4 protein-coding genes are annotated in these 5,437 nt (G+C 74.4%); 3 read left to right on the forward strand and 1 reads right to left on the reverse strand.

Going from position 1 to position 5,437, the window contains the following annotated elements; genetic code table 11:
- The first annotated feature begins 203 nt into the window (after window positions 1-203).
- Entirely contained in the window at window positions 204-2,162 is a 1,959-nt protein-coding gene (locus LCD31_RS18065; RefSeq protein ID WP_224959667.1) for a TIGR03960 family B12-binding radical SAM protein, read from the forward strand.
- A 15-nt stretch (window positions 2,163-2,177) separates the two neighbouring features.
- Here LCD31_RS18065 and LCD31_RS18070 read toward each other — a convergent pair whose 3' ends face one another.
- Window positions 2,178-3,539, reverse strand: a complete 1,362-nt coding sequence (locus LCD31_RS18070; RefSeq protein WP_224959668.1) for a S8 family serine peptidase — start codon at window positions 3,537-3,539, stop codon at window positions 2,178-2,180.
- A 231-nt stretch (window positions 3,540-3,770) separates the two neighbouring features.
- On the opposite strand from LCD31_RS18070, the gene LCD31_RS18075 reads away from it, so the two are divergent.
- Both LCD31_RS18075 and LCD31_RS18080 read left to right on the forward strand, forming a co-directional pair.
- Window positions 3,771-4,604 carry a TIGR03936 family radical SAM-associated protein gene (locus LCD31_RS18075; RefSeq protein WP_373689977.1) on the forward strand — a complete coding sequence of 278 codons (834 nt, stop codon included), beginning with the start codon at window positions 3,771-3,773 and terminating at the stop codon, window positions 4,602-4,604.
- A gap of 173 nt (window positions 4,605-4,777) precedes the next feature.
- On the forward strand, window positions 4,778-5,437 hold a 660-nt coding region (locus LCD31_RS18080), incomplete at its 3' end, for a translation initiation factor IF-2 N-terminal domain-containing protein (RefSeq protein ID WP_224959669.1).

Genomic DNA, 5,437 nt, shown 5'->3' on the forward strand with positions numbered 1-5,437 from the left:
CGGCCCCGCCCGCCGCTTGCGCCGCTCGCGCCGCGCCCCCCCCCCCCCCCCCCCCGCGCCCCCCCCCCGGCCGCCCCCGCCCCCCCCCCCCGCCCCCCCCCCCCCCCCCGGGACCGGACCGCGGCGCGGCCCCGACACCGCTGATCGGGGTCGCGCCCACCGCCCCCGGACCTGCTGCGACCCCGGCCACTACCCTGGCCGGTGTGAGTGTGGAGTCCGTGTTCGACCGCCTGGAGCCGCTGCTGCCCCGCGTCTCCAAACCCGTGCAGTACGTGGGCGGGGAGCTCAACGCGACCGTCAAGGAGTGGGACGCGACCACCGTGCGGTGGGCGTTGATGTACCCCGACGCCTACGAGGTCGGGCTGCCCAACCAGGGCGTCATGATCCTCTACGAGATCCTCAACGAGCTCTCCGACGTGCTCGCCGAGCGCACCTACTCGGTGTGGCCGGACCTGGAGGAGCTCATGCGGGAGCACGGCATCCCGCAGTTCACCGTGGACGCGCACCGCCCGGTCGGCGCCTTCGACGTGCTCGGCGTCAGCTTCGCCACCGAACTCGGCTACACGAACCTGCTCAGCGCGCTGGACCTCGCGGGCATCCCGCTGCACGCCGTCGACCGCACCGAGGAGCACCCCGTGGTGCTCGCGGGCGGGCACGCCGCGTTCAACCCGGAGCCCGTCGCCGACTTCCTCGACGCGGCCGTGCTCGGGGACGGTGAGGAATCCGTCCTGGAGATCACCGCCGCGATCCGGCGCTGGAAGGACGAGGGGCGCCCCGGCGGGCGCGACGAGCTGCTGCTGCGGCTCGCCGAGAGCGGTGGCGTGTACGTGCCGAAGTTCTACGACGTGCGCTACGCCGCGGACGGCACCATCGCCGAGGTCGTGCCGAACCACGAGCGCGTGCCCTACCGGGTGTTCAAGCGCACCACCATGGAACTCGACGAGTGGCCGTACCCGAAGCAGCCGCTGGTGCCGCTCGCCGAGAGCGTCCACGAGCGGATGAGCGTGGAGATCTTCCGCGGCTGCACCCGCGGCTGCCGGTTCTGCCAGGCCGGGATGATCACCCGGCCGGTGCGGGAGCGCTCGCCCGAGGGCATCGGTGAGATGGTGCAGAAGGGCCTCGAAGCGACCGGGTTCGAGGAGGTCGGGCTGCTGTCGCTGAGCTCCGCCGACCACTCCGAGATCGCCGAGGTCACCAAGGGCCTCGCCGACCGCTACGAGGGCTCCAACACCAGCCTGTCGCTGCCGTCCACCCGCGTCGACGCGTTCAACGTGGACCTCGCCAACGAGCTGTCCCGCAACGGCCGCCGCTCCGGGCTCACCTTCGCGCCCGAAGGCGGCAGCGAACGCATCCGCCGCGTCATCAACAAGATGGTGTCCGAAGAGGACCTCATCCGGACCGTGTCCGCCGCGTTCGCCAACGGCTGGCGGCAGGTCAAGCTCTACTTCATGTGCGGCCTGCCCACCGAGGAGGACGAGGACGTCCTGCAGATCGCCGAGATGGCCAAGGAGGTCATCCGCGCCGGACGGCAGGTCAGCGGGCGCAAGGACATCCGCTGCACCATCTCGATCGGCGGGTTCGTGCCGAAACCGCACACCCCGTTCCAGTGGGCCGCGCAGTGCGATCCGGACACCGTGGACGAGCGGCTGCGCAAGCTCCGCCACGCCGTCAACTCGGACCGCTCCCTCGGGCGCAACATCGGCATGCGCTACCACGACGGCAAGCCCTCGCTGGTCGAAGGGCTGCTGTCCCGCGGTGACCGCAGGCTCGGCACCGTCATCGAGCGGGTGTGGCGCGAGGGCGGCCGGTTCGACGGGTGGAACGAGCACTTCTCCTACCAGCGCTGGGTGGACTGCGCCGCCGAGGAGCTCGCGCGGTTCGGCGTCGACGTCGCCTGGTACACCACCCGGGAACGCGGGGAGCAGGAGATCCTGCCCTGGGACCACCTGGACTCCGGGCTGGACAAGGAATGGCTCTGGGCCGACTGGCAGGACGCGCTCGACGCCCGGGAGCAGGACGACTGCCGGTGGACGCCGTGCTTCGACTGCGGGGTGTGCCCGACGATGGGCACCGACATCGAGATCGGGCCGTCGGGGCGCGCGCTGCTGCCGATCAGCCCGGTCGGCAAGGGCTCCCCGGTCAGCAACCCCGCGTTCGGCTGACCGACCGCTCGGGTGTCAGCCCGGCGGAGCGAGGGCGGCCCGGGCGTCGACGAGGCCGTGGCCGTAGAAGCCGTTGTAGGTGGCGTAGCCGCGGCACAGCGCGTCCTGCGCGCCGTCCGCGTCGAGGTCGTAGTCCGCCGGGCACGGCAGCGGCCGGGCCGTCTCCAGCAGCCTGCGGCCCAGCTCGGCGGCGCCCGCGTCCGGATCGCGGGACGCCAGCAGCGCCGCCACGCCCGCCACGTGCGGCGCCGCCATCGAGGTGCCGCAGGTCGAGCGGTAGTCCCCACCGGGCGCCGTCGAGCGCACGCACTGCTCGTCGTGCTGCTCGCCGCCCGGCGCCGCCACGTCCACCGCGCCGAGCCCGTACGAGCTGTAACCGGACTTCACCCCGTCGGGACCGACCGCGGCCACCGACACCACCCCGTCCAGCTCGGTCGGCACCGCATCGCACACCGGTTCGCGCTCCGGCGGCACCGCGGTCAGGTCGGCCCTCTCGTTGCCGACGGCCGCGACGGTGAGCACGTCCCGCTCGGTCGCGTAGCGCACCGCCCGGCGCACCGCCTCCCGCGGCACCGGGGATCCGGCTCGGGTGCAGCCCAGCTGCGCGGACTCCACCAGGAAGCTGCTGTTCACCACGTCCACGCCGTGCTCGGCGGCCCACACGAACCCGCACACCGCGGCCTCCGGGTGCACGTACCCGTCCGCGTTGACCACCCGGATCGACGCCAGCCGGGCCTCGGGGGCGACGCCGGTGACGCCCGCGCCGTCGTCCGCGGCGGCGATGATGCCCGCCACGTGGGTGCCGTGCGCGTCGCCCTCCGGCGGGGCGTCGAGCTCCGGGTCCTCCGGGGTGAGGCAGTTCGCGGACCGCCGCACGTCCAGCGCGGCCGCCAGCTCCGGGTGCGCGGCGTCGATGCCGGAGTCGAGCACCCCGACGAGCGCGCCCGCGCCGCGGGTCGTGGGGTGCGCGTCCGCGGCGTGGATCGCGCGCAGGTTCCACTGCTGGTCCGGGGCGGTGCCCGCATCCGCTGCCTGCTCGCCGCGCTCCGCGTCGACGCGGTCCGCGAGGACCTGCCGCTCGGCGCTGTAGGCGCGGTCCCGCCCCATCCGCCCGGTGAAGTCCGGTTCGGCCGAGTCCACGACGGCCACGCCGATCTCCGGGTAGTACGCCGCCGTCGACCCGCACTGACCCGCTGCCTCGGATTCCGCGGTGGCGCGGGGCAGGCCGGGGTCGAACAGCACGACGTAGCGCAGCGCGGGACCGCCCGCGGTGCAGGACGGGTCCGGTTCCGCGGTGGCGGCGGGGCCGGGTCCGGCCAGCAGGCCCAGCAACGCGAGGCTGGCCGCGGCGGCACCGGCCGACCGGGCGAGGGGCACGTCGAACCTCCCACGTGACCGGGCGATCGCCCGCTGGCGGCCGCCGGGACACGCGCGACGTTAGGCGGCCCGCACCCGGCGGTACAAGGGCCGGAAGAACATACCGCGCGGTGCTCGACCACCTGCGCGGAACCAGGCGGTACCGTCGTGGCACGGCCCGGTGGCTCCGCTCCCGGGCCGGCGCTGATCACGATCGGCCGACACGTGCGGCCGCACCCGGGAGGAGCCCTGGTGAGTCGCCGCGACCACCCCAACCCGTCCGCGGCGCCGGTGCAGAAGCTGCGCCTGCGCTACACCAAACGAGGGCGCCTGCGGTTCAGCTCGCACCGCGACCTCGCCCGGGTGTTCGAGCGGGCGCTGCGCCGCGCGGGGGTACCGATGGCGTACTCGCAGGGGTTCAGCCCCCATCCCAAGATCTCCTGGGCCGGTGCGGTGCCGACGGGCGTGGCCAGCGAAGCCGAGTACGTCGAGCTGCAGCTGGTGCAGCGGGTGGAACCGGACCTGCTGCGGGCGGAGCTGAACCGGGTGCTGCCGCCCGGGATGGAGCTCGTCGAAGTGGTGGAGGCCGGGCCGGGCGCGCTGGCCGAACGCCTCACAGCGAGCCGCTGGGCGGTCGAACTGCCGGACGTCGGGGTCGAACCGCTGCGCGCCGCGGTCGCCGCCCTGCTCGCCGCCGAGTCGGTCGAAGTGGAGCGGATGACCAAGGACGGGCGCCGGACCTTGGACGCGCGAGCGGCGCTCGTGTCGGCGGAAGTCCTGGACAGTGCAGATCCGGCTGCGGTGTGTGACCAATCTTCCGCTTCCGTCGCCCAAGTGGACGATTGGCCGAAGGGTCCTGCACCGTATGGGATACTCGTAACGGTCGTGCGGCAGACAACACCCGTCGTTCGACCCGACGATGTGCTGAACGCCCTGCGCGTCGTCGCCGATCTGGACCCGTCCACGGCCGCTCGAGCGACCCGGTGGGAACAAGGTCGGCTCGACGACGAGGGAGGGCTCGCCGACCCGTTCGCCCAGGACAGGGCGACGGCCGTGGCCCAGCGGGAGACAATCCCGGCCGGGTGACGTGCCAAGGCGCGGACACCGTCGGACCCACCGTGGGACTTCCCGGTTCACCCAGATCCGGGACGGAGGGGACCAGCAGAATTGCCGTCGCCCCCGGGCGACGGAAGACCGCAGAACGCACATGCTCCTGTGCGGCCGCGTCCAACGGACGCGCCCGGGGGCGGAGGAGTTGAATGTCGAACACGGAAACGCCCGCTGGGAACGCCAGCGGGCCATCGCCCACATCCACGCAGGAAAGCGGCTCGGGCACCTTCGAACTGCCCGCCAAGCTGCGAGTGCACGCGCTGGCGAAGCTGCTGGGGGCCAGCAGCCGGGAGGTCATCACCTCCCTCGATTCGCTCGGCGAGGCCGTGCGCAGCGCGCAGTCCAACATCACGCGCGAGGTCGCGCTCCGGGTGGTGCAGCAGCTGCGTCCCGAGCAGATCGTCGCCGAGGACGCCGCCGAGCAGCCCGCCGCGACCGCGAAGCAGGATCCGGCGCCGGAGCAGCCCGCCCAGCAGGACGAGACGCCCGAGCAGCCGGCTGAGACCACCCCGCTGAACCCGGTGTTCGCGGCCCCGCAGGCGATGTTCCTCGCCCCGGAGCCCGTCGCGGCCCGCCCCGCGCCCGCCGCGCCGAAGCCGGAACCGGTCGCCGAGACCGACGACGAGGGCGACGACTCCGACCACTCCGCCGACGGCGAGGAATCGGCCGAGGGCGACGACGAGAACGGCGGCCGCCGCCGCCCCCCCCCCGGGCCCCCCCGCCCCCCGGCCCCCCGCGGGCGGCCGCGCCCCCCCGCCGCCCCGCGCCCCCCCCCCCCCCCCCGCCCGCCCCCCCCCCCCCCCCCCCGC

The organism is Saccharopolyspora sp. 6M, from assembly GCF_020176775.1.
GTDB classification, from domain to species: Bacteria; Actinomycetota; Actinomycetes; order Mycobacteriales; family Pseudonocardiaceae; genus Saccharopolyspora_C; species Saccharopolyspora_C gregorii.